The 23,243-nt window shown below is 49.1% G+C and carries 20 protein-coding genes; 10 read left to right on the forward strand and 10 right to left on the reverse strand.

Going from position 1 to position 23,243, the window contains the following annotated elements; translation table 11 throughout:
- Window position 1: 1 nt before the first annotated feature.
- Together QN379_RS11890 and QN379_RS11895 are read right to left on the reverse strand one after the other, a co-directional pair.
- Window positions 2-1,828 carry an ABC transporter ATP-binding protein/permease gene (locus QN379_RS11890; protein ID WP_323506712.1) on the reverse strand — a complete coding sequence of 609 codons (1,827 nt, stop codon included), beginning with the start codon at window positions 1,826-1,828 and terminating at the stop codon, window positions 2-4.
- Between the two features lie 325 nt (window positions 1,829-2,153).
- Window positions 2,154-3,071, reverse strand: a complete 918-nt coding sequence (locus QN379_RS11895; RefSeq protein WP_323506713.1) for a LysR family transcriptional regulator — start codon at window positions 3,069-3,071, stop codon at window positions 2,154-2,156.
- A 191-nt stretch (window positions 3,072-3,262) separates the two neighbouring features.
- Between QN379_RS11895 and QN379_RS11900 the strand changes: the two genes are divergently transcribed.
- From QN379_RS11900 to QN379_RS11910, 3 genes are all read left to right on the forward strand, one after another.
- A complete protein-coding gene (locus tag QN379_RS11900) occupies window positions 3,263-4,561 on the forward strand; it encodes a citrate:proton symporter (RefSeq protein ID WP_323506714.1) in 1,299 nt (432 codons plus the stop codon).
- Window positions 4,562-4,689: 128 nt separating this feature from the next.
- Window positions 4,690-6,024: an acyclic terpene utilization AtuA family protein gene (locus QN379_RS11905; RefSeq protein WP_323506715.1), complete on the forward strand. Its 1,335-nt coding sequence runs from the start codon at window positions 4,690-4,692 to the stop codon at window positions 6,022-6,024.
- Between the two features lie 11 nt (window positions 6,025-6,035).
- Complete coding sequence (locus QN379_RS11910; RefSeq protein WP_322233242.1) at window positions 6,036-6,344, forward strand: hypothetical protein; 309 nt, start codon at window positions 6,036-6,038, stop codon at window positions 6,342-6,344.
- A 138-nt stretch (window positions 6,345-6,482) separates the two neighbouring features.
- Here QN379_RS11910 and secF read toward each other — a convergent pair whose 3' ends face one another.
- The 5 genes from secF to queA all read right to left on the reverse strand — a co-directional run bounded on the left by secF (window position 6,483) and on the right by queA (window position 12,713).
- A complete protein-coding gene (gene secF / locus QN379_RS11915; RefSeq protein WP_322233244.1) occupies window positions 6,483-7,427 on the reverse strand; it encodes a protein translocase subunit SecF in 945 nt (314 codons plus the stop codon).
- Between the two features lie 119 nt (window positions 7,428-7,546).
- Window positions 7,547-9,406 (reverse strand): protein translocase subunit SecD, encoded by a 1,860-nt coding sequence (gene secD, locus QN379_RS11920; RefSeq protein ID WP_322233246.1) that lies wholly within the window; start codon window positions 9,404-9,406, stop codon window positions 7,547-7,549.
- Window positions 9,407-9,844: 438 nt separating this feature from the next.
- Window positions 9,845-10,192 (reverse strand): preprotein translocase subunit YajC, encoded by a 348-nt coding sequence (gene yajC, locus QN379_RS11925; RefSeq protein WP_322233248.1) that lies wholly within the window; start codon window positions 10,190-10,192, stop codon window positions 9,845-9,847.
- 182 nt (window positions 10,193-10,374) lie between these two features.
- Complete coding sequence (gene tgt, locus QN379_RS11930) at window positions 10,375-11,502, reverse strand: tRNA guanosine(34) transglycosylase Tgt (protein WP_323506716.1); 1,128 nt, start codon at window positions 11,500-11,502, stop codon at window positions 10,375-10,377.
- Window positions 11,503-11,645: 143 nt separating this feature from the next.
- Window positions 11,646-12,713: a tRNA preQ1(34) S-adenosylmethionine ribosyltransferase-isomerase QueA gene (gene queA / locus QN379_RS11935; protein WP_323506717.1), complete on the reverse strand. Its 1,068-nt coding sequence runs from the start codon at window positions 12,711-12,713 to the stop codon at window positions 11,646-11,648.
- 214 nt (window positions 12,714-12,927) lie between these two features.
- On the opposite strand from queA, the gene recG reads away from it, so the two are divergent.
- The 4 genes from recG to QN379_RS11955 all read left to right on the forward strand — a co-directional run bounded on the left by recG (window position 12,928) and on the right by QN379_RS11955 (window position 17,777).
- Complete coding sequence (gene recG, locus QN379_RS11940; protein WP_322233254.1) at window positions 12,928-15,054, forward strand: ATP-dependent DNA helicase RecG; 2,127 nt, start codon at window positions 12,928-12,930, stop codon at window positions 15,052-15,054.
- Window positions 15,055-15,276: 222 nt separating this feature from the next.
- Window positions 15,277-16,224 carry a LysR substrate-binding domain-containing protein gene (locus tag QN379_RS11945; RefSeq protein ID WP_322233256.1) on the forward strand — a complete coding sequence of 316 codons (948 nt, stop codon included), beginning with the start codon at window positions 15,277-15,279 and terminating at the stop codon, window positions 16,222-16,224.
- Window positions 16,225-16,517: 293 nt separating this feature from the next.
- Window positions 16,518-17,372, forward strand: coding sequence for a 4-hydroxybenzoate octaprenyltransferase (ubiA, locus tag QN379_RS11950; protein WP_323506718.1), 855 nt, complete (start codon window positions 16,518-16,520; stop codon window positions 17,370-17,372).
- 81 nt (window positions 17,373-17,453) lie between these two features.
- Complete coding sequence (locus QN379_RS11955) at window positions 17,454-17,777, forward strand: DUF883 family protein (protein WP_322233261.1); 324 nt, start codon at window positions 17,454-17,456, stop codon at window positions 17,775-17,777.
- Window positions 17,778-17,909: 132 nt separating this feature from the next.
- On the opposite strand, the gene proC is transcribed toward QN379_RS11955, so the two are convergent.
- Together proC and QN379_RS11965 are read right to left on the reverse strand one after the other, a co-directional pair.
- The gene (gene proC, locus QN379_RS11960; protein ID WP_322233263.1) at window positions 17,910-18,734 is read right to left on the reverse strand and encodes a pyrroline-5-carboxylate reductase; all 825 of its coding nucleotides are present in this window, start codon (window positions 18,732-18,734) and stop codon (window positions 17,910-17,912) included.
- Between the two features lie 114 nt (window positions 18,735-18,848).
- Window positions 18,849-19,550, reverse strand: coding sequence for a YggS family pyridoxal phosphate-dependent enzyme (locus QN379_RS11965; RefSeq protein WP_323506736.1), 702 nt, complete (start codon window positions 19,548-19,550; stop codon window positions 18,849-18,851).
- Between the two features lie 151 nt (window positions 19,551-19,701).
- On the opposite strand from QN379_RS11965, the gene QN379_RS11970 reads away from it, so the two are divergent.
- The 3 genes from QN379_RS11970 (at window position 19,702) to QN379_RS11980 (ending at window position 22,437) form a co-directional block, all read left to right on the forward strand.
- Entirely contained in the window at window positions 19,702-20,745 is a 1,044-nt protein-coding gene (locus QN379_RS11970) for a type IV pilus twitching motility protein PilT (protein WP_322233265.1), read from the forward strand.
- Between the two features lie 61 nt (window positions 20,746-20,806).
- Entirely contained in the window at window positions 20,807-21,943 is a 1,137-nt protein-coding gene (locus QN379_RS11975; RefSeq protein WP_322233267.1) for a PilT/PilU family type 4a pilus ATPase, read from the forward strand.
- Window positions 21,940-22,437 (forward strand): glutathione peroxidase, encoded by a 498-nt coding sequence (locus tag QN379_RS11980; protein WP_322233269.1) that lies wholly within the window; start codon window positions 21,940-21,942, stop codon window positions 22,435-22,437. The genes QN379_RS11975 and QN379_RS11980 overlap by 4 nt, the downstream gene beginning before the upstream one ends.
- A 76-nt stretch (window positions 22,438-22,513) precedes the next feature.
- Here QN379_RS11980 and QN379_RS11985 read toward each other — a convergent pair whose 3' ends face one another.
- Complete coding sequence (locus QN379_RS11985) at window positions 22,514-23,233, reverse strand: MIP/aquaporin family protein (protein WP_322233271.1); 720 nt, start codon at window positions 23,231-23,233, stop codon at window positions 22,514-22,516.
- Between the last annotated feature and the right edge of the window lie 10 nt (window positions 23,234-23,243).

The raw sequence follows: 23,243 nt of genomic DNA on the forward strand, positions 1-23,243 counted from the left end.
GTCAAACCACCGGTAGCAGCGGCGTTTCGGAAGCATCCAGCCAACCTTCCATCGCCCCGAGCCGCCATTTTCCACTGCCAAGCAAGACCAATTCCTGGGCGTGGAACATCGCTAAACTGCTCCTATGCCCAACGCTGACCATGATCAATTGCGGCAACGATTCGCGCATTAATTGATACATCGCATGCTCCAACCCTTCATCCATTGCCGAACTCGCCTCATCGAGAAAAACGACTTGCGGTCGACTCAATAACACGCGGCCAATTGCCAGCCGTTGTTGTTCACCTAGCGATAGTATTTGCGTCCAGTCAGCCGGATCATCGAGCCGCCCAATCAAATGTCCGAGTTGGCACTGGCGCAGCACTTCAGCTGCACTATCATCGTTAAGCACAAGGTTTGGATAATGCAAGGCGGTACGCAGCGTACCCAAAGGAAGATACGGCTTTTGCGGTAGAAATAAAGTGTGCTCAACGTCCGGACGTACCACATCGCCCTCAACGTAAGGCCACAATCCAGAAACTGCACGCAACAATGTAGTCTTTCCGACACCCGAACGACCGCGTATTAGAAGCGACGACGCTGGCATCAAACTAAAACTTAGATTTTCTACCAAAGCCACCTGCGTTGGCGTTTTGACCGTCAGCCCGTCGACGATAAACGCATTCTGTTGATAATCGATCTGAGCGCCCGGTAACTGTTGTGCGGCGTCGATCGAATCAAGGAAGCCTGTAAGGCGATTCATAATCGCCCGATAGCTTGCAAAATCATCATACGCATTACGGAAGAACGAAAGCGCATCCTGGACTTGCCCAAATGCTTGCGCCGTTTGCATCATGTCGCCCAACGTAATCTGTTTACTGAAAAAACGTGGCGCTTGAATGATTAGGGGAAACACTACCGCGATCTGACTAATGACGAGATTCAAGCCTTGAAACTTCAGGGATCGAGAAACGATCGCCCACATGTTGCCAATCAAATTGCCGAAACGGATACCCAACGTGTTGCGCTCAACATTCTCACCACGAAAAAAAGCGATACTTTCCGCATATTCGCGTATGCGGACCAATGCATAACGAAAATCCGCGTTAAATTTTTCGCTTAAGAACGCTAATCGCATCAATGGATGACCAACTTTTACTGCAAAAATTGTGGCGATCAGTACGTAAATATAAACCACAAATACCATGCCGCGCGGGATCTCAATACCAAACATTGCCAGCGCGCCAGACAAGCCCCATAAGATAATACTAAACGAGAAGAGTGAAACGACCGAATCCAGCACGCCCATCGATAAGGTCAGCGAACTTGACACAAAACCTTCTACATCCTGCTGAATACGTTGGTCGGGGTTATCGATTTTTTGCGCAACAAATTGTGTGCGGTGATAGGCTTGATTGGCCAGCCAGCGATCCACCAAATTGTTGGTAAGCCACACGCGCCAATGAATCAAAAAAGCCTGCCGCACATAAAAATTAACTAACACACGGAAAACGTGAACGGTAGCCAAGATGGAAAAAATCATCATCATGGCCCAAAACGTTTTGGCATCCAATTTTTGCAACGCACTGTAAAGACCGTTGCTCCAAAATGAAAATAGAACAGTCATTCGCACCGAAGAAAGGGTCAGAATAACAATCCCAACTAACCAGATTAATGGTTGCTTACTTCTTGCAGGATTAAAAAAATCCGCTGTTAGCCGGCTAAACTGTTTCCCCCAGGTTGTAAAACGCGCCAGAATCAGCACGATCAGGGTCAAGCAGATAATGCTGATAACGAAAGCCTTACTGATCCATATCAGGCTTTCCAGCAGCGCATTATTCCAATCCATCTTTACTCCTGTCCGCTAATCGCCAATTGGCGCATCATTTTTTTGAATATTGATTTACAACAATTCTGTACAAAAATCCAATGCCGACAATGCCAAACATTTTTTGGTGGATAGCGTTATGACGATAGGAGCACGCCTCAGTTCACGACCGATCTAATTATGCCTGTAGACTTGATATCTTGCTTTTTTATACGCTGGATCTCATTCAATAGATGTAACGGAGCGCTCTGGTTACGGCATGTCTTCTCGGCTAGCGCTACCATCATCTTCGCTGGATAATTGCCTGAAAGAGCCGATTAGCTAAACGGTCAGCGCAGAATCGAGATCATAGGTATGGATCTGGCAATGCAGGGTTTTGAAAGCTTGCCACGATCAAATCGAACATTCCCCGTGCGGCGATAGAGAGATTGCGATCCTTTTGTTTCACGATATATATCGGACGGATTACGCCCTCGGTTTCGACCGGAATCGCCTTCAGATTCAACTGTCGAAATTGGAATAAAGTGAGCGCAGGAACCAAGCTTATGCCCAAGCCGTGCTCGATTAGCCCCGCTACTGTCGCTAAATGCTCGACTTCGAATCCCGTATCGTTGACCGCTATATTGCGGATAAGAAGATCGACCTTTTGCCGCACGCTAGTGGACTTCGCCAGGTGAATCAAATCGCAGCCGGTTAAGTCGGTTAAGGCGATACTCGTTTTTTCCGCCAAAGGATGATCCCGTCGGCAAACGAGGTAAAACGGATCACTGCAAAGCGTTCTCGTCTCAAACTCCATCAAACGAGCGCCAGGTGCGGTCACCACCAGATCGACCTTTCCCAATCGCAACAATTCCAGACATTGATCGGATAGCGCGTCATAAAGCTGAACGCTAATCCCCGGAAATTGTTTTTTATACGCCGCAATCACCGCCGGTAAGCCATTGGCGGCCAACGATGGCAGTGCCGCCATGGATACCCGTCCTTTACGGCGAGCCACGTAATCGGCCATATCCGAAAATGCGGATTCGATATCAGCAACAAGACTGCGCGCCACTTCCACAAAAATTTCACCTTCTGCAGTGAGTGTGACGTTACGTGTATCGCGCTCGACCAGTTGCGTACCGACTGTCGTCTCCAATTTTTGAATCACCACGCTAAATGCCGACTGCGACAAATGGCATCGCTGCGCCGCCCGCGTAAAATGCCGGCACTCGTTGAGGGCAAGAAACGCGTGGAGTAACTTTGTGGAGATATTAGGCTGCATACGTTCGGCTCAACGATAGATTGAGAAAAGTTAGTGTTCGCTACCCACCACTCGCATTTTGATTTGACGGTCAATTAATCTCAATTACCGATTAATTCATCTAAAAATCTAATTTTACAATATAAATAAAGCCATTCAGAATATACCCAAATGCTACCTAGATAAGCATATTTAAAAAACCTGGAGACAACATGCTGGCACTGCTCGGATTTATCACGATTATCGTATTGCTGACGATGATCCTCACCAAAAAAATGTCGCCGTTGGTGGCGCTTATTGCCATACCAATTATTGCCGCGCTGATCGGTGGCTTCGGGCTGGAAACCTCAAAATTCATTGTCGCCGGCATTACCAATATTGCGCCCGTCGCAGGAATGTTCGTATTTGCTATTTTGTTCTTCGGAATCGTCACTGACGCAGGCATGCTCGACCCCGTCATCAGCGGCATCTTGCGGGTGGTGGGAAGTCGTCCGACGCGCATTGTTCCCGGCACAGCGTTGCTGGCATTGCTGATCCATCTTGACGGCTCGGGCGCGGTAACCTTTCTGGTGACAATTCCAGCGATGCTGCCGCTGTATACGCGGCTTGGTATAGACAAACGGGTTCTCGCTTGTGTTGCATCGCTGGCAGCCGGCGTAAATTTTTTACCATGGACTGGCCCGATGATCCGTGCTTCGGCTGCGCTTCATATACCGGTAAGCGAAATTTTCACTCCATTGATACCGATTCAACTGATCGGTCTGGTATTTGTTTTCGGAGTGTCCTATTGGTTGGGCCGGAAAGAGGAAATCCGTTTAGGTCTGACCAACGGCGCGCCGATCGGATTTGTCCACAAGCATGAATTGACCGATCTCGAAAAGCAGATTCGTCGGCCTCGCAATTTCTGGATCAACATTGCACTAACAGTGATCGTCCTTGGCGTCATGATCAGCGGCAAGATTGATCCAGTGGTGATGTTTATGGTTGGCGTCGTCCTCGCGCTGATGATCAATTACCCGAACGTGGACATGCAACGCGCCCGCGTCGACGCACATGCTAAAGCGGCATTGCTGATGGCCAGCATTCTATTTGCGGCAGGCGTATTTACCGGCATCATGACCAAATCAGGCATGCTTTCGGCGATGGCAAAGGCAGCGGTCGCCTTGGTGCCACCCTCAATGGCGTCGCATATTCCTGTGGTGCTGGGATTGCTGTCGATGCCGCTCTCTTTACTGTTCGATCCCGACTCGTTTTATTTCGGCGTGCTTCCGGTAGTCGCGGAGATCAGTCATATGCTGGGTGTGCCGCCGATCCAGGTGGCACAGGCGGCATTATTGGGTCAGATGACGACAGGATTTCCTATCAGTCCGCTGACACCAGCCACATTTTTGGTCGCAGGACTTGCCGGAATCGATCTGGCTGATCATCAAAAATACACGTTCAAATATCTATTTGCAGCATCAATTGTGATGACCATCGCTTGCGTTATTCTCGGGATTTTTCCGCTGTAACGTCAGGCCCAATGATGACCGTGACCAGTGTTATCTACGTTGGTATTTTTATATCGATAGTGCCGAATTAATAATGTCCACTTTGATGGCTGGCGTCCGAATACAGGCGCTAGGTGAAAGGAGAAATAATGAAACATATCCGTATTGGAGCCGGTGCTGGCTACTCGGGCGACCGCATTGAGCCAGCAATTGAACTGGCCGAAAAAGGCAATATCGACTATTTGATATTCGAATGCCTTGCAGAGCGCACGATTGCCTTGGCCCAACAAGCAAAAATGAAAGATCCTACGCTGGGTTACGATCCGCTGCTCGCAGACAGGATGCAGGCGGTATTGCGGATTTGCAGCGAAAAAGGGATCAAAATCATTACCAATATGGGTGCCGCAAACCCACTTGGCGCCGCCGCCAAGATTAAGGAGATTGCGTTATCACTGGGTTTGACCAAACTGAAAATTGCTGCGATTTCTGGCGATGACGTTTTGTCCATCCTTCAGCAAGGTCATTATGTAGACGATAGTGGCAGTCCAGTGATGGCATTGGGCGAGCGCTTACTGTCTGCCAACGCTTATCTTGGCGCCCAACCGTTGGTGGATGCCTTGGCCCAGGGCGCAGACGTGATCGTCACCGGCCGTGTGGCCGATCCGGCCTTAGTTCTCGCACCGCTGATTCATGCGTTTGGATGGGAGATGGACGATTGGCATCGACTCGGGCAAGGTACGTTAGTAGGCCATTTGCTCGAATGCGCAGGGCAAATTACCGGTGGCTATTTTGCTGACCCAGGTTATAAGGACGTCCCTGACCTGGCACGGTTGGGCTTTCCGATTGGCGAGGTATCCGAGGATGGCAGCGTGATTATTACCAAGGTGGCTGGTTCTGGCGGGCGGGTCACGGCCGCGACATGCAAGGAACAACTGCTCTACGAAATTCATAATCCGGCGGCCTATTTGACGCCAGATGTCGTGGCCGACTTCTCTGCAGTAACGATCTCCGAAATCGGCACGGATCGGGTCGCCATTCATGGCGCGACAGGCCATCCAAAGACCGGCATGCTAAAGGTATCGATTGGCTACATCGATAGTTATATCGGTGAAGGACAAATGTCGTATGCCGGTCCCGGTGCCTTGGCACGCGCTCAATTCGCGCTAGATATTGTTGCTGAAAGATTGAAAACAACCGAAGTGAAAGTTGACGAAATCCGGTATGACTTAATCGGCGTCAATGCTATCCATGGCGCTGGCTTAAGTATGCCAGATTCGGAGCCGTACGAAGTCCGCATCCGCGTAGTAGCGCGTACCGACAGCCTGAAAGAAGCCATCCGCATCGGTAATGAAGTTGAGACTTTATATACCTGCGGACCAGCTGGCGGCGGCGGTGCAACCAAGGTGGCGAAAGATGTGGTTGCCGTGCGCTCAACGTTGCTGCCGGAGGCTTCGGTCATGACCTCTATTCACTATTCAGCATAAGGAGACCTGACATGAAGCTTCGCGATATTGCCCATTCTCGCGCTGGCGACAAGGGAGATATTTCTAACCTTTCGCTCATTGCTTATGATGGCAAAGACTATCCACTATTAGAAAAATATGTCACCGCCGAGGTAGTGAAAGCGCACTTCGCCGATATCGTATTTGGCGAAGTCGTCCGCTATATGCTACCCAACCTCGGCGCTATGAATTTTGTTTTGCAGAAAGCACTCGGCGGCGGCGTTACTCGCTCGCTAGCGCTTGATGCACATGGAAAATGCCTTAGTTCAGCGTTACTGAGTCTCAACATCCCTGACGCTTAAAGTGCTCAGTGGCCGCATAAATAACTGAGCAGTCATATCCATACTGATAATTGCAAAGACGTCAGCAACAGACGAAAAAAAGCCCCGTTTTTCTTAACGGGGCTGATCGGGAGTCAAACTGGGATTTCAAACTGACACTTAAACTACAGCGCCTTCAGTTTCATCTTTTTCTTTAATCGGCTTGATCAGATCTTCGCGCTTAACACCCAACCACATAGCCAGCGCAGCAGCGACAAATACCGAAGAATAAATACCAAACAGAATACCGATGGTCAGCGCAGCAGCAAAATAATGCAGCGTTGGGCCGCCGAATATCAGCATTGATAACACCATGATTTCGGTACTACCGTGAGTGATAATTGTGCGAGAGATTGTGCTTGTAATCGCGTGATTCAATACATCCGGCGTCGCCATTTTGCCGTATTTTCGGTCACGGAATGTCTCGCGAACCCGGTCAAACACCACCACCGATTCATTGACCGAATATCCCAATACGGCCAATACTGCCGCCAATACGGTAAGAGAAAATTCCCACTGGAAGAAGGCAAAAAATCCTAGAATAATCACCACATCATGCAAGTTAGCGATGATCGCTGCGACTGCGTATTTCCACTCAAAGCGAATCGCCAGATAGATAACGATACCAATAATCACGAACAGCAATGCCATCAAACCGTCATGTGCCAGTTCGTCACCAACCTGCGGCCCGACAAACTCGGTGCGTTTCAACTGAACGTCAGGATTCACGGCCTTCAACGCAGTCAAAACAGTCTCACTCTGTTGAGATGAACTGACGCCTTTTTTGGCTGGAAGGCGAATCAAGACATCCTGCGCAGTACCAAAACTTTGGATCTGATTGTCAGTAAAACCAATATCTTCGACCGTCTTGCGGATGCCGTCGATATTTGCCGGTTGACTGTACGTCAGCTCCATCACTGTACCACCGGTGAATTCGATCGATAAATGCAATCCTTTATGAAAAAGGAAAAACACGGCTAAGACAAACGTTAGCGCTGACACCGCATTCAAAATCAATGCGTGGCGCATAAACGGAATATCTTTTTTAATTCGGAAAAATTCCATCACAGACCTTTCAGTTCGACCGTGCCATCTTTCTAACCTGCACTGCAGGGAGTAAAAATTGGCACTCCGGTCATATCAACAATTACTTTAGCAATTTTTATCAGACAACAGACAAACAATTAATCGCCCGGCGTCCAGACTTTACCAATCGACAATGATGTCAGTTTCTTACGGCGGCCGTACCACAAATTGGCCAAACCACGCGAGAAGAACACCGCTGAAAACATCGAGGTCAGAATACCAAGGCAATGCACCACTGCAAAGCCGCGAATCGCACCTGAACCAAACGTCAGCAACGCAATACCGGCAATTAATGCGGTCACATTAGAGTCGAGAATGGTATGCCAGGCATGCTCGAAGCCCAAAGCAATCGCCGCTTGCGGTGAGTTCCCTTTGCGTAATTCTTCTCGTATCCGCTCGTTCACCAGCACGTTGGCATCAATTGCCATACCGAGTGTCAACGCGATCGCGGCGATACCGGGCAGCGTCAAGGTTGCTTGCAGCGTCGATAATACTGCTACCAGAAGCAACAGATTGACCGACAACGCAATCACACTAAACGCACCAAATAACAAGTAGTACGCGATCATGAAGATCGAGACCACCAGGAAGCCGTACATGGTTGAATCAAAACCTTTTTTGATATTCTCGGCACCGAGTTGCGGTCCGATGGTCCGCTCTTCAATAATTTCCATTGGTGCAGCCAGCGAACCAGCACGCATCAACAACGACAGATCGGCAGCCGCTTGTGGCGTACCCATGCCCGTAATCTGAAAGCTGGAACCCAACTCACTTTGAATTGTTGCTACCGTCAGGACTTCGCCCTTGCCTTTTTCAAACAGAACGACTGCCATCGCTTTACCGATTTTGTCGCGTGTAGCAGCGCGCATCTTGCGCCCGCCATCACCATTCAAATCAATACTCACCGCTGGCTGATGATTTTGATCAAACGACACAGACGCGTTAGAGATATAGTCGCCGGTCAGTACGGGATCTTTGTACAAAACCACCGGGGCGTTCTTGCCAATCTTGAACAATTCAGAACCAAACGGCACAGCGGCAGTTGCCTCGGTACCGCGCGTAACTGACTCATCGACCATCCGCACTTCCAGGGTGGCGGTACGACCAATAATGTCCTTGGCGCGCGCTACATCTTGCACACCCGGCAACTGCACCACGATGCGATCAGCGCCTTGGCGTTGAATGATCGGTTCGGCAACACCCAACTCGTTGACGCGCTTGGACAACGTCAGAATATTTTGCTGCACGCTCTGATCAGTGGTTGTTTTCAACACATCCGCTTTCAAGGTCGCAATCAGCTTTGGATCGGCACCAACTGGTCCATCGGTCAGCGTCAGCTCCGGCAATTGATCTGCCAGTAAGGTTTTTGCCTTGCCCAGAGTATCTTGATCGCGGAAACTGATTTCAATCGCATCACCGTTACGATCAATACCGCTATAACGTATATCCTTGTCGCGCAAAATGCTGCGAGCACTTGATTGCAAACCCTGAATGCGCTTGTTGGCGACCGCCTTAACATCAACTTGCATCAGGAAATACACTCCGCCGCGCAAATCAAGCCCAAGAAACATAGGGAACGCGTGAATACTTTGTAGCCATTGCGGCGTATTCGGGACCAGATTAAACGCGACGCTATAAGTTGGATCGGTCGGATCGGTATTTAATGCTTTTTCCAGTACGGTCTTAGCCTTGAACTGGGTGTCCGTATCCTTGAAACGCGCACGCACCGAGCCTTCGGCACCGGCATTATCAAAGATAACATTGAGGGGCGCCAGATTGGCTTGGTCCAGAACCTGTTCCACCCTCCCACTCAACGCACTATCTACCTTCAGGGTAGACTTTATGCTGCTGATTTGTACCGCAGGTGATTCGCCAAAAAAATTCGGCAGTGTGTACAGCACGCCAAACAACAGCGCGATGACGATCACAATATATTTCCAGATTGGATAGCGATTCATAGTGATTCAGCGTTTGGTGTGAGTCCGCAACTTGCAAAACGCAATTTGCAACATACTCGTACTACTAAAAATAATGCCCGATACCGATAGAAACGTCTGATAAAACAGACAGCGTCTCACTTCAGGAATCAAGGCGAGGATTCAAGGCGAAAAATTACTAAGAAAAACAAATTTTGTCGGTTTTTATGATCAATAGCGAAGCTATTGGCAAAACGGCAAAAATTTGGCTTTTCAACTTTTACGATTCAATACTCACATCCACAACCACTACTGAACCTGATGATATTAAGAACGCCTCACCGATAAAATCACAATTTATGAGAGCGAGCAATGGGTGAATAGTAAGCAACCACTATGCAACCAATAAACTCACTCTTAACGCCCAAATCGTAAAATTATCAGTGAACGTTCTTATCACGCCAGCAATCAGCGAGGTGCTTACAGTGCTTTGATCGTGCCTTTAGGCAGCAATGTTGTCACTGCGTTTTTTTGCAGAGTAACTTCAGTGCCACTGGCGATTTCCAACGTCACGTAACCATCAGCGACTTTTACAACTTTACCCAGAATGCCGCCGGTTGTGACGACTTCGTCGCCCTTACCCAAAGCATCCATCATGGATTTTTGTTCTTTCTGACGTTTCATCTGCGGACGAATCATCAGGAAGTATAAAACGACGAACATCAAGATGATCGGCAGGAAACTAGTCAGATTGCCACCCAGACCAAAAGGGCCTGTAGATGCTGTGGCGGCGGGCGCAGTCTGCGCATGTGCAGTAGTAATAAACACGAGAATGCTCCTGATGGTTGTTTTAAAATAGCCTCGCATTTTAGCATTGGGCGGCCCAGGAATAGCATACTGCCTAAATACTAGGCAGATGCTTATGGGGCAACGCTGAGTGATTTGCGACTTCCCCCTCTTAATTACCTATTTTTTGCCAGTTTTTGGCACTTTTTTGCAGTATTTCTTCGTTAAACCCCGCGCGCGCGATCTGCATGAAATTGCTCTACAAATGCCGAAAATCCCCCGACATCGAGAGAATTACGAATGTTTTGCATTAAATCGAGGTAGTAATGCAAGTTATGAATCGTATTTAAACGCGCGCCCAGAATCTCGCCAGTGCGGTGCAAATGATGTAAATAAGCACGTGAAAAGTTTTGGCATGCATAGCAACCGCAGGTTTCATCAAGCGGTTGAATATCCTCTTTATAGCGCGCATTTTTGATTTTCACATCACCAAAACGCGTGAACAACCAACCGTTTCGCGCGTTTCGCGTCGGCATAACGCAGTCAAACATGTCAATGCCGCTTTGAACACCGGCCACCAGATCTTCCGGCGTGCCGACACCCATTAAATAATGCGGCTTGTTGGCTGGCAACTTAGGGCCGATATGTTCCAGTACGCGCATCATTTCTTCTTTTGGCTCGCCGACCGACAGACCGCCAATCGCCACGCCATGGAAATCCAGCTCGCTTAGACCCGCCAACGACTCATCGCGCAAATGTTCAAACATCCCGCCCTGGACGATACCGAACAAAGCATTGGGGTTTTCGCCGCCATTGAACTCATCTTGCGAGCGCTTGGCCCAGCGTAAAGACATGCGCATCGACTCAGCTGCCTCAACTTGCGTGGCAGGACGACCGTCAATTTCGTACGGCGTACACTCATCAAACTGCATCACGATGTCAGAATTCAGGACTTTCTGAATTTGCATCGATACTTCCGGCGACAAAAATAACTTATCACCATTAATAGGCGATGAAAACTTGACACCTTCTTCGGTAATCTTGCGCATCGCCCCGAGAGAAAACACCTGAAATCCGCCGGAATCTGTCAAGATCGGCTTGTCCCAGCCCATAAATTTATGAAGACCACCAAACTTTTTGACGACTTCGATACCCGGGCGCAACCACAGATGAAAGGTATTACCCAAGATAATATGTGCGTCGATCTCTTTTAGTTCCAGCGGCGACATGGCCTTGACTGAACCGTATGTGCCGACTGGCATGAAAATCGGTGTTTCGACTATACCGTGATTGAGTTTAACGCGGCCTCGGCGTGCGTTTCCTTCAGTTTTAAGCAGCGTAAATTCAAGCATATGGATTCTCAATTGTATTTTTGGCACGCACTTTGGCACGCCTGACATCATCAAACGCGCCGTCACGCGCTTTGCATTTTATATTGCGGGCGATCACAGAACAAATGCTCTACAACGTAGCCCAGCATAAACGCAATATCATTTCATTTTTCGGCACCTTTACCGCTACTTCGCCGATAAGTAAGCAACATGGCATCGCCATAGCTAAAAAACCGATACTTTTGTAAAATCGCGTGCGCGTAAGCTGCCTTGATCACATCGTAACCGGCAAAAGCCGACACTAACATCAGCAATGTCGATTTCGGCAAATGGAAATTGGTAATGAGACGATCAACAGTCTTAAAGCGATAACCCGGCGTTATAAATAACGCAGTATCGGCACCGCCGGCCAGCAATTCACCGGTTTGGGAAGCTGATTCCAGCGCACGCAAGCTAGTAGTTCCCACAGCGACGACGTTACCACCAGCGGCCTTGGTCGCCCGGACTGCCTCCACAGTCGCAGAATCGATTGTGTACCACTCTGTATGCATTTTATGGTCGGCAAGGTTTTCAGTACGTACCGGCTGGAAAGTCCCGGCCCCGACGTGCAAGGTGACGTAGGCAAAACCGATGCCTTTTTCACGCAAACGCTCGAGCAACGCCAAATCGAAATGCAAGCCTGCAGTCGGCGCCGCTACGGCACCAGGTTGCTTCGCATAGACGGTCTGATAGCGCGTCTCGTCGAACGCGTCTGCCGTGTGCTCTATGTAGGGCGGCAACGGCAAGCGACCATGCGTCTCGATCAGTTCGAATACATCCGCTGGGAATATCAGTGTAAAAAACTCACCGACACGCTCGCCGACGGTGACGTCAAAAGCTTCAGCTAAACGTATCTGCGTCCCCGTTTGCGGCGATTTTGACGCGCGCACCTGCGCGTGCACGGTGCGGTTATCGATCACGCGTTCGACCAGTACCTCGACTTTGCCGCCAGTCGCTTTGACACCAAAGAAACGGGCTTTCAATACGCGGGTATCGTTGAATACCAATAAATCACCGGGTGATAGCAAATCCACCACATCCGTAAACTGGCGATCAATTAATGACGCACCATCTAATGCGCCAAACGATGCATCGTCAACATGCAATAAACGGGAGGCGCTACGCTCGCTCAACGGCAATTGCGCAATCAATTCGGGTGGTAGGGTGAAATCGTAATCGGAAAGAGAATGCATACTTAACTAATAACTGAGTAAATAATAAGATTAAAAATATCCGATCTATCAACACTTAAGGTTTATGCACCTTACGAATGTGTCGAGTAGCCTTTACAATGGCACAACTCTAAGGACCAGGCGTTGCGCTTATATTGCATAAGTTTTGCATAAGTTCTGTATTAACCTCAAACAACCCGCTATTTTACGCCCAGCCGCCACATTTACGGCCTATATGCCTGAACCAACGCGAAAACCATCATCTGCCACCAAACTTCGTAAGCCCGCCAAAGCCCCTGCTGCGAGCAGGGAAACCAAGTTAGCACGCCTCGGCTTACGTACCGATATGGATCTGGTGTTGCATCTGCCAGCCCGCTATGAGGACGAAACCCAGGTCGTCACCATCCATCAGGCTAGTATGATGGGAACCACCGTCGCACAAGTCGAAGGCATTGTCAGCGCCTGCGACGTTCAATATCGGCCACGGCGCCAACTGGTTGTGACATTGGCAGATGACAGTGGTCAGTTGATGATGCGGTTTCTCAATTTTTACGGCAGCCAAATCACGCAATTGGCGGTCGGCACACGCGTTCGTGCGCGCGGCGAAATCCGGCACGGTTTTTTTGGTGCCGAGGTAGTCCATCCAACCTACAAAATCGTCCTTGAGGGTGCGCCGCTGCCAAGCGCATTAACGCCCGTTTATCCGTCAGGCGAAGGTTTGTCGCAACTTTTTCTGCGCAAATCAATCGCCGATGCCATGCAAAAAATAGAATGGCGTGACACTTTATCCCCGGCCCAGCTAAAAACCTATCAATTAGTCCCGTTTGAGCCAGCTGTCCGTTTATTACATAATCCACCGCCTGAAATTGACGAAGGAGCGTTGGCAGATCGTTCTCACCCTGCGTGGGTACGAATGAAATTTGATGAACTATTGGCCCAACAGTTGTCGCTAAAACGTGCGCAATTCGCACGTCGCGCCCAAAATGCGCGGGCGCTTCCGTTGATCGGCGCATTATCCGATGCTTTTTTAAAAACGTTGCCGTTCACCCTGACTGCCGCACAACAGCGGGTGATGGCAGAGATTCGCACCGATATCAAGGAGCCATTTCCGATGCAGCGCTTGCTTCAAGGCGATGTCGGCAGCGGCAAAACCGTGGTTGCCGCGCTGGCCGCTGCGCAAGCAATCGATAGCGGCTTTCAAGCAGTTTTGATGGCCCCGACGGAAATCCTGGCAGATCAGCATTTCCGTAAAATTGCTGGCTGGATGGAACCGTTAGGTATCAGCGTGGCTTGGCTAACCGGTAGTTTAAAGAAAAAAGAAAAACTCGCATCGTTGGTGCGCATTGCGTCCGGAGAGGCGCAATTGGTCATCGGCACGCATGCGTTGATCCAGGAAACCGTGCAATTTTTTAAACTTGGGCTAGTAATTGTCGATGAACAGCATCGTTTCGGTGTCGGTCAGCGCCTGACGCTAAGGCAAAAATCGACGACCGAAAGCAGTAATCCGGATGCCGTCGCATCCGAGGTAGTGCCACATCAATTGATGATGAGCGCAACGCCGATTCCGCGTACGCTAGCGATGACCTATTACGCAGATCTGGAAATTTCTGTCATCGACGAGCTCCCACCTGGACGCACCCCGATCGTAACCCGCAGCGTCGACCAGAATCGTCGTGAAGAAGTCATCCAGCGCGTCCACGCCGCGGCACAGGAAGGTCGCCAGGTGTATTGGGTCTGCCCCTTGATCGAAGAGTCTGAGGCCTTGCAATTACAAACTGCGACGGATACCTATGCGATGCTGGTCGAAGCGCTGCCAGACTTGCAGATTGGCCTGGTGCACGGGCGTCTTAAACCCGCCGAAAAGCAAGCTGTCATGGAGGCCTTCATAGCCGGTAATATTCACGTGCTGGTCGCCACAACCGTGATCGAAGTCGGTGTCGACGTACCCAATGCCTCTTTGATGGTAATCGAACACGCAGAGCGCTTTGGCTTGTCGCAATTACATCAATTACGGGGCCGGGTTGGACGTGGCCTCGCGGCCAGCGTATGTTTGTTACTATATCAAAGTCCATTAGGCCCGATTGCTAAGCAGCGTCTCATGACAATGAGAGAAACGACGGATGGCTTTGAGATTGCACGTCGTGATCTGGAAATACGCGGCCCTGGAGAATTTTTAGGAGCGCGTCAATCTGGACAAGCCATGCTGCGCTTTGCGGACTTGAGTACTGATCAATGGATCGTCGATCAGGCAAGCGCGCTCGCAGAGAGTCTTTTGCACCATTCAACGCCAGAAAACGTGATAACAGTCGAGGCACATCTGGCGCGCTGGCTTGCTGGCCGCGAAGATTTTTTGAAGGTGTAAAATCTGCTACGGTCACACGCCGTACAGTAACGTAGCGGCCATCGTATTATTGTCAGTTTTATTGTGCTGCTGCCCTGAATATATTGGATACGGTGTGCGACTTGATGCGCGGTTGGTGCATCCTTTAATGCACGCCTTGATGCCCGCTTGATGTACATCACGATGATGTCCCAATTATTCAATTGTAAAAAAACGTCTTAAAAAATATGCGAAGATAATGACATGACTCTAACCGAACTAAAATATATCGTCGCCGTAGCCCGCGTAAAACATTTTGGCCATGCAGCGGAAGCCTGCTTTGTCGCACAACCGACTCTGTCCGTTGCCATTAGAAAGCTGGAAGAGGAACTGGGTGTTGTGATTTTTGAGCGCGGTGGCAGTGAAATTTCCATCACGCCATTGGGTTTGCAAATTGTCGCGCAGGCCGAACGGGTATTGGAACAAACAGCCACCATCCGCGAGATCGCAAATCAAAATAAAGACCCGTTAGCTGGCCCGCTAAGACTTGGCATTATTTATACCGTTGGCCCTTATTTGCTACCGCCGCTGGTCAAAACCATGATCGACCGCGTCCCCCAAATGCCCTTGGTTTTGCAAGAAAATTTTACAGTGCGGCTGCTAGAATTATTACGTCAAGGGGAGTTAGACGCTGCCATCATGGCATTGCCATTTCAGGAGCACGGTCTGATGGTGCAACCGCTTTACGACGAAGAATTTGTCGTCGCGCTACCTAAGGATCACGACTGGGCCAGTCGTAAAAATATTAGTGCAGAAGATTTAAAATCAGAAACCATGCTGCTGCTTGGCAACGGCCATTGCTTCCGCGATCAGGTGTTAGAAGTGTGCCCAGAAATGTCTCGCTTCTCCACAACCGGTGACGGTATAGCCCGAACTTTTGAAGGTTCATCATTGGAAACAATCCGCCACATGGTCGCGTCCGGTATCGGCATCACTGCGTTACCACGTGCATCCGTGCCCGACATGGATACGAAAGAAGGTAACCTGCGCTACATTCCGTTTTCCTCTCCTCGTCCATCACGACGCGTCGTGATTGCGTGGCGCAAAAGTTTTACCCGACTTGCCGCAATCGAGTCAGTCCGGCAAGCGGTGCTGGCATGCGGTTTGCCAGGAGTGAGCTTTCTGCCAGATGAAAAAGTGATTGAGGGATGATTGCGGGTTAATCGCCGCTTCAGAAACCATCGTTTAAATGGCAGCATCCGGCCAACTATTGGCTTACTAGCACGGAGTCTTTGGCCGACCATCAGGCAAACGGCACCAAGAGTAAAGCAGAATAAACGACATACCGACTGGAAAGTGTCACCGCTGGTTATGTAAGCTCTTTATTTATTTTTTGCATCATCAATATTTACCAAATAAAGAAACGACTGTTAGCGCGCCAGCATGTTCTTTATCTATCCAAACGCAAAGAGTGCAGATAGATAAAGACACCACGATTAGAAACCATGAACCGATTTAAACTTTACTGCCAACTCATCCGCATCGACAAACCCATCGGCATCCTGTTATTGCTGTGGCCGACTCTCATCGCTCTCTGGTTAGCGAGCGATGGCAAACCGGATTGGAAGCTAGTCTTGATTTTTGCAGTGGGCACGGTTTTGATGCGGTCCGCCGGTTGCGCCATCAACGATTATGCTGATCGCGATTTCGATAAACATGTTTCACGTACCGCTCTGCGCCCTTTAACAAGCGGCAAGATTGCCAGTTGGGAAGCATTGATGGTAGCGGCTGTGTTGGCTGTCGCGGCATTATTGCTGATCATACCCCTGAACACCTATACCAAACAACTCTCGGTCGCGGCCGTGATCATCGCTGGAACGTATCCTTATTTCAAACGTTTTTTTGCAATACCGCAAGCATATCTGGGTATCGCATTCGGCTTTGGCATACCAATGAGTTTTGCTGCCGTTCAAAATGCTGTACCACTACTAGTATGGATTTTGTTGATCTCAAATGTATTTTGGGCGATTGCCTACGACACTGAATATGCAATGGTGGATCGTGAAGATGATCTCCATATCGGCATAAAAACCTCAGCCATTACATTTGGTCGTTTTGATGTTTTAGCTGTGATGATCTGCTATGCCATCTGTTTTTTATTGCTGTTTTTTGTTGGCTGGCAGTACGGTTTGCGTGGGTGGTTCAGCGCGGGTTTATTGGTAGCAAGTTTGTTTGCAATCTATCATTACATTCTGATACGAGGTCGTGATCGAGCCCGTTGTTTCGCCGCATTCCGGCATAACAATTGGCTCGGTGCGGCACTATTTTGTGGCGTTGTACTTGACTATGCTTTACGATAATAAATCATACAATTATTCTAATTTTCCTATAGAACCATTTCGAATTAATTGTTTTGCTCACTCACATGAAAGAGGTAAATTATGGCTATTAATAACGAATCCATAAAAGACGGTCGCGAGAACTTAGGCGGCGGACTGAAATCTGTTATGCAAGATGCGCAAGACCTTATCGATGCAACAGGTGATCAGGTAGATGACCGTTTCAAAGTCGCCCGTGAGAAGCTGAAAGCAGCCTTACAGAGCGCAAAATCAGAACTCCCGAAAGTGACAAAAAAAGCGGTAGAAAAAAGCAAGCACGCCGCACATGTCACCGACGAATACGTTGGCGGGAATCCATGGAAAGCTGTCGGCGTGGCTGCGGCGATTGGTCTGCTGGCTGGCATCGTGATTGGTCGCAGCAAGTAAGAATTACATAAATTTTGGTAAAAAAAGGCGCAAACGAAAATCGTTTACGCCTTTTTAAACTGGGTCGGCCTTCCGGCAATCTTTCGTTAAGCTGTCCAGGAAGAGCAAAATATCCCTGTTTTTATCGCTTCGTTAATCACGCCCAAATTCTTCGCCTAACTCCTTGCCACGCAACGCTGCCGCTTTCGCTGCCTCGATGATGGACGCCTTTACTCCGCTCGCCTCCAAACTGTTTAAGGCTGCATAAGTGGTGCCGCCTTTTGACGTTACCCGCTCACGTAAAATCGACACCGGATCGGAAGACTCTACAGCTAACTGGGATGCGCCAACAAAGGTCGCAATCGCTAATGCGTTGCCTTGTTCAGGAGTCAACCCCAATTCCTGGGCCGCTTGCTGCATCGCCTCGATAAAGTAAAACACATAAGCCGGGCCGCTGCCGGAAATCGCGGTAACAGAATCAATCAACGCTTCATCATCCAGCCAAATAGTTGAACCAACTGCACACATAATCAAGTCGGCCATAGCGTGCTGCTGTGGGGATACTCCAGCGGTTGCGACCATGCCGGTAATTCCTTTACCGATAAGTGCGGGGGTATTGGGCATACAACGGACGATCGCATTGTGGCCATTTAACCAACGAGATAAATCCACAGCTTGAATTCCAGCAGCAATGGAAAGTATTAGCTGACCATTGACGTAAGGCAACAAAGCGGTAATTACCTGCTTCATTTGTTGCGGTTTTACGGCTAAAACGACAACATCACTGCCGCTGACGGTGGCATCGATTTCGGTCGATGTGGTGACTAAAAATCGCTGTGCAAGTTTTTGAAGCGCCGCAGAATTAACATCCACCACATGTATATTTACACCCTCGGTGACGGTCCCAGCCAAACCGCCAATCAAGGCAGTCGCCATGTTGCCACCGCCGATAAAGCTTATTTTTAGCTTCTGTTCCATCTTATTTCCCAATCATTATTAATAGGTGTTTTTTGTATAATATTGCGCATCAATCACAGCACGTGGTTTCAGCAACAATCTGGGCTGATCGATCATGATCGGCCAGAATCAGCATCAGGAATAATCCCGCTGCCCAAAAATAGCACTGCCAATACGTATAATCGTGGCGCCTTCTGCAATTGCGGAATCCATGTCAGCCGACATCCCCATTGATAAGGTATCCAATGCCAATCCGCCACCTTGTAAATGTTCAAATAATTCTCTCACCTGGCGGAATGCTGCGCGCTGCCGAACCACGTCGTCAGTAGCTTCCGGGATCGCCATCAAACCTCTTAACCTCAAACGGGGCAAAGCGGCAATGGCATGTGCTACGGTGAGCGCCTGATCGGGTGACACGCCACTTTTGCTAGCCTCACCGCTAATATTTATTTGCAGGCAAACATTCAACGGCACGCGTTCCGGCGGCCGTTGATCGGACAAACGCTGTGCAATTTTTTCACGCTCAATCGTATGGACCCAGTCAAAATGCTCGGCAATTGGTCGTGTCTTATTGCTTTGAATTGGCCCAATAAAATGCCATTCAATACCGCTGGCCAATCCAGATGCACTGACCTTCACCATCTTGTCTAATGCTTCCTGCAGATAATTCTCACCAAAGGCACGTTGACCAGCGGCAATTGCCTCTAATACCGCTTCGGCACCAAATGTTTTTGATACGGCTAATAACGCCACGGTGTCGAGCGGACGCGACGCCCGGGTCGTCGCGTTCAGGATACTTTCGTGCACAGCTTGCAACTTCTGAGAGATTGAGGACATAATCGACTTGGTTGAATTTGCCGTTCGGCACATGGTCAAACGTAATACCCGTAAATACACTGCATTAATACTCATTCAAACGCGCCGGTACCGCGAGCGGACCAGCAACACTTTTCATCGTTAGCGAAACAAAATAGCTCAGGGATTATAAATGGACATTACCGAACTTCTGGCCTTTTCGGTTAAGAACAAGGCTTCCGACTTGCATTTATCTGCGGGGCTGCCACCAATGATCCGGGTAAATGGCGATGTACGCCGCATTAATCTGCCGCCGCTGGATCACAAAGCCGTTCACAGCATGATTTATGACATCATGAACGACGGCCAACGTAAAGTATATGAAGAAAATCTGGAATGCGATTTTTCGTTTGAAATTCCTGGATTAGCCCGATTTCGCGTGAATGCCTTTAATCAGGATCGCGGTGCGGCAGCGGTCATGCGGACGATTCCGTCCAAAATTCTTTCTCTTGAACAACTTAATACACCGCGTATTTTTACTGAGCTTGCGTTGAAACCGCGTGGTTTGGTGTTGGTTACGGGGCCGACCGGTTCTGGCAAATCCACTACGCTGGCAGCGATGGTTAATCACGTCAATGAAAACGAATATGCCCACATTCTGACGATTGAAGATCCGATTGAATTTGTTCATCAGTCGAATAAATGTCTGATCAATCAACGCGAAGTCGGGCCGCACACCCACTCGTTCGACAATGCACTGCGATCAGCATTGCGGGAAGATCCAGATGTCATTCTGGTCGGCGAATTACGCGATCTGGAAACCATCCGACTGGCCCTGACAGCGGCTGAAACCGGTCATTTGGTGTTCGGTACATTGCACACCTCTTCCGCAGCCAAGACCATTGACCGCATAGTCGACGTATTTCCGGGCGAGGAAAAAGAAATGGTGAGGGCGATGCTGTCTGAATCCTTGCAAGCTGTGATTTCGCAAACACTTCTTAAAACAAAAGACGGCACCGGTCGCGTCGCTGCCCATGAAATCATGCTGGGAACCCCAGCGATCCGTAGTCTGATTCGCGATAGCAAAATTGCACAGATGTATTCAACCATTCAAACGAGCAGCAACGTTGGCATGCAAACACTTGATAGTAATCTGACCGATCTGGTAAAACGCAATATTATCTCCGTGGCCACGGCCCGCGCTGCGGCGAAGACGCCAGATAATTTTCCAGGTTAGTATTTAAAAAATTACTCCTTATCCACTATTCGCACTATTTTTTTTGTTAGGCAAAAGTATTATGGAACGGGATCAGGCTACCAAATTCATGCACGACCTGCTGCGCTTGATGGTTAGTAAGCGCGGCTCCGACCTGTTCATCACAGCGGACTTTCCGCCAGCCTTCAAAATCGATGGCAAAATCACACCGGTATCGAATCAACCGCTGAGCACGGCGCACACGATGGAGCTCGCGCGCGCGATCATGAATGACAAGCAAGCAGCAGATTTTGAGGCGTCAAAAGAGTGCAATTTTGCGATTACCCCGACTGGAGTCGGACGCTTTCGGGTATCTGCGTTTATACAACAAGGACGCGTGGGAATGGTGCTTCGAATGATCACCACGGAGATTCCAAACTTCGACGACCTTGGCTTACCCGAATCGTTAAAAGAAATCGCGATGACCAAGCGCGGTCTGGTGATCATGGTCGGCGCTACCGGATCCGGCAAATCGACCACGTTAGCGGCGATGATCGGCTTTCGTAACGAGAACAGTCACGGTCACATCATCACGCTGGAGGACCCGGTCGAATACGTGCATCCACACAAGAACTGCATCATCACACAGCGTGAGATCGGTGTGGATACTGAAAGTTGGGGCGTCGCGCTGAAGAATACATTACGTCAAGCGCCAGACGTCATTTTAATCGGCGAAATTCGCGACCGCGAGACCATGGATTATGCGATTTCTTTTGCTGAGACTGGTCATTTGTGCCTGGCAACATTACATGCCAATAGCGCGAACCAGGCACTGGATCGCATCATCAACTTTTTCCCCGAAGAGCGGCGCGCACAATTATTGATGGATCTTTCTTTAAATTTAAAAGGCGTCGTATCGCAACGATTAATTCCTCTGAAAAAGACCAAGGGACGCTGTCTTGCTGTGGAAATTATGCTTAATTCACCACTGATTTCTGAATTAATTTTTAAGGGTGATGTACTCGAAATTAAAGAAATCATGAAGAAATCACGTGAACTCGGCATGCAAACTTTTGATCAGGCGTTGTTCGATTTGTACGAAGCGGATAAAATTACCTATGAAGATGCGTTGCGCAATGCCGACTCGCTCAACGATCTTCGACTAGCCATCAAGTTACGCAGCAAAGATGCCAACACGCGCGACTTAAGTGCGGGCACCGAACATTTGGGAATAATATGAATCATCAACCGACCAACATCTACGATTTCGCCGTTGAGCGACTCGACGGCACACCCACAACATTGGCAGACTACCGCGGCAAGGTGGTACTCATCGTCAATACCGCCAGCAAATGCGGATTCACGCCCCAATACAAAGGGCTTGAAGAACTGTATGATAAATATCACTCTCAGGGATTTGAGGTACTTGGTTTCCCCTGTAATCAGTTCGGGTCGCAAGAGCCAGGAACCGCAGAGGAAATCGGTGCATTTTGCGAAAAAAACTTCGGCGTGAACTTTCCACTTTTCGCCAAAATCGACGTCAATGGAGATCACGCTGCACCGCTTTTCCAATATCTGAAAAATTCCGCGCCAGGCTTACTCGGAAGTGAAGGAATCAAATGGAATTTCACCAAATTTCTAATCAACAAAGACGGTACGGTATTTGATCGTTACGCACCACAAACAAAACCCGAAGCACTAACGACAGACATTGAAAAATTGCTGGCACTGTAAACTTACCAATACGATAAAAAAAGCGCAACCGAAAGGCTGCGCAAAGGGACTGCGGAGAGAACCTTTCACGATGGCTTTAATGCGTCATCGTAGAACCTAAACCATATAACAATGCCGCCAGGACGCCACCTGCAATGGAACCAAACACCGGCACAAAAGCATAACCCCAGTCACTGTCACGTTTGCCCGGGATGGGTAACAAAGCATGCATCAGACGCGGCCCCAGATCGCGTGCCGGGTTAATCGCATAGCCGGTAGTACCGCCTAACGAAACACCGATACTCATTACCAGCAACGCGACTGGCAACGCATCGAGCGCACCCAGTCCAAATTTTGGTGAAGCAATACTTAATACGCCAAATACCAGGACAAATGTCCCGACAATCTCGGATATCAAATTGCCAAAGATGTTGCGTATCGCTGGCCCCGTACAAAATACGGCGAGCTTGGTATCGCCATCTGTCGTCTGTTCAAAATGCTTTCGATATACTAACCAGACTAAAAAAGCACCCGTCATGCCACCTAACATTTGGGCCGCAATATATCCCGGCACACTTCCCCACGGAAATTTTCCGGCGACCGCCAAAGCGACTGTCACAGCAGGATTAAGATGCGCGCCGCTAGCCGAAGCTACGGTAAAAACACCGACAAAAACCGCCATTGCCCAACCAACAGTAATCACGATCAATCCGCCGCCATGACCTTTTGTTTTACTCAAGATGACATTGGCAACGACGCCATTTCCCAGCAAGACAACCAACGTTGTCCCCACAAATTCACCTAATAAGGGATGCATAGAAAATCTT

The organism is Glaciimonas sp. Gout2, from assembly GCF_035018905.1.
Classification (GTDB): domain Bacteria; phylum Pseudomonadota; class Gammaproteobacteria; order Burkholderiales; family Burkholderiaceae_D; genus Glaciimonas.

What these genes read in the sequence shown, in the direction of transcription:
- recG (WP_322233254.1), top strand. Translation starts at nt 12,928, where the DNA reads ATGCCTGAACCAACGCGAAAACCATCATCTGCCACCAAACTTCGTAAG.
- QN379_RS11985 (WP_322233271.1), bottom strand. Translation starts at nt 23,233, where the DNA reads ATGCATCCCTTATTAGGTGAATTTGTGGGGACAACGTTGGTTGTCTTG.
- QN379_RS11945 (WP_322233256.1), top strand. Translation starts at nt 15,277, where the DNA reads ATGACTCTAACCGAACTAAAATATATCGTCGCCGTAGCCCGCGTAAAA.
- QN379_RS11965 (WP_323506736.1), bottom strand. Translation starts at nt 19,550, where the DNA reads ATGTCCTCAATCTCTCAGAAGTTGCAAGCTGTGCACGAAAGTATCCTG.
- ubiA (WP_323506718.1), top strand. Translation starts at nt 16,518, where the DNA reads ATGAACCGATTTAAACTTTACTGCCAACTCATCCGCATCGACAAACCC.
- QN379_RS11895 (WP_323506713.1), bottom strand. Translation starts at nt 3,071, where the DNA reads ATGCAGCCTAATATCTCCACAAAGTTACTCCACGCGTTTCTTGCCCTC.
- tgt (WP_323506716.1), bottom strand. Translation starts at nt 11,502, where the DNA reads ATGCTTGAATTTACGCTGCTTAAAACTGAAGGAAACGCACGCCGAGGC.
- QN379_RS11980 (WP_322233269.1), top strand. Translation starts at nt 21,940, where the DNA reads ATGAATCATCAACCGACCAACATCTACGATTTCGCCGTTGAGCGACTC.
- QN379_RS11900 (WP_323506714.1), top strand. Translation starts at nt 3,263, where the DNA reads ATGCTGGCACTGCTCGGATTTATCACGATTATCGTATTGCTGACGATG.
- QN379_RS11975 (WP_322233267.1), top strand. Translation starts at nt 20,807, where the DNA reads ATGGAACGGGATCAGGCTACCAAATTCATGCACGACCTGCTGCGCTTG.
- QN379_RS11910 (WP_322233242.1), top strand. Translation starts at nt 6,036, where the DNA reads ATGAAGCTTCGCGATATTGCCCATTCTCGCGCTGGCGACAAGGGAGAT.
- QN379_RS11970 (WP_322233265.1), top strand. Translation starts at nt 19,702, where the DNA reads ATGGACATTACCGAACTTCTGGCCTTTTCGGTTAAGAACAAGGCTTCC.
- proC (WP_322233263.1), bottom strand. Translation starts at nt 18,734, where the DNA reads ATGGAACAGAAGCTAAAAATAAGCTTTATCGGCGGTGGCAACATGGCG.
- QN379_RS11890 (WP_323506712.1), bottom strand. Translation starts at nt 1,828, where the DNA reads ATGGATTGGAATAATGCGCTGCTGGAAAGCCTGATATGGATCAGTAAG.
- secD (WP_322233246.1), bottom strand. Translation starts at nt 9,406, where the DNA reads ATGAATCGCTATCCAATCTGGAAATATATTGTGATCGTCATCGCGCTG.
- queA (WP_323506717.1), bottom strand. Translation starts at nt 12,713, where the DNA reads ATGCATTCTCTTTCCGATTACGATTTCACCCTACCACCCGAATTGATT.
- secF (WP_322233244.1), bottom strand. Translation starts at nt 7,427, where the DNA reads ATGGAATTTTTCCGAATTAAAAAAGATATTCCGTTTATGCGCCACGCA.
- QN379_RS11955 (WP_322233261.1), top strand. Translation starts at nt 17,454, where the DNA reads ATGGCTATTAATAACGAATCCATAAAAGACGGTCGCGAGAACTTAGGC.
- QN379_RS11905 (WP_323506715.1), top strand. Translation starts at nt 4,690, where the DNA reads ATGAAACATATCCGTATTGGAGCCGGTGCTGGCTACTCGGGCGACCGC.